This is a genomic window from Kineococcus indalonis (genome assembly GCF_009906395.1).
GTDB classification, from domain to species: Bacteria; Actinomycetota; Actinomycetes; order Actinomycetales; family Kineococcaceae; genus Kineococcus; species Kineococcus indalonis.
This window is the reverse complement of record NZ_JAAALM010001017.1, coordinates 1-471: the sequence shown is the minus strand read 5'-3', so window position 1 is coordinate 471 and position 471 is coordinate 1. Positions and strand designations below refer to the sequence as shown.

1 protein-coding gene is annotated in these 471 nt (G+C 79.2%); it reads left to right on the top strand.

What is annotated here, in order from left to right; translation table 11 throughout:
- Nucleotides 1-120: 120 nt before the first annotated feature.
- Nucleotides 121-471 (top strand): hypothetical protein (locus GTR00_RS22480; protein ID WP_166613671.1); only part of this gene is annotated, 351 nt, incomplete at its 3' end.

Below are 471 nucleotides of genomic sequence, written 5' to 3'. Positions count from 1 at the left end.
GCGCCGGCGCCGCGGCGGGCAGCGCGAAGAGCTCGTCCTGGTCCGCGTGGCTGACCCGACCCACCGCTCGCCGCACCTCCGTCTCGACCCGCCGCACCCGCCCGCGGCGCCCCTCGTCCCGTGGACACGCGCGCGGCGTGGCGAGAGGCCGAGGCGGAGGTGCTGGAGCTGGCCCGGGCGCTGTGCGCGGTGGTCAAGCGCAGACCGGGGCACCACGCGGTCCACGAGGACCTGCGCGAGGTGGGCGGGCGCGAGGAGCACCGGCGCATCGCCCTGCGGCGCCTGGTCGCGGCGGGCTACCTGGCCGAGAGCCGGCGCGGGTACGGCGCCGGGGCCCGGCAGTTCGTGTGGCTCAAGGACTACGACGGCGCGCAGGAGCTGCCCGCGCTGGAGGGTGAGCACCTCGAGCTGGCCGCGGCCGGCGGCAGGCCGCTCCCGCGGGGCGCCTCCCAGCCGGCGCTGTTCCACGCA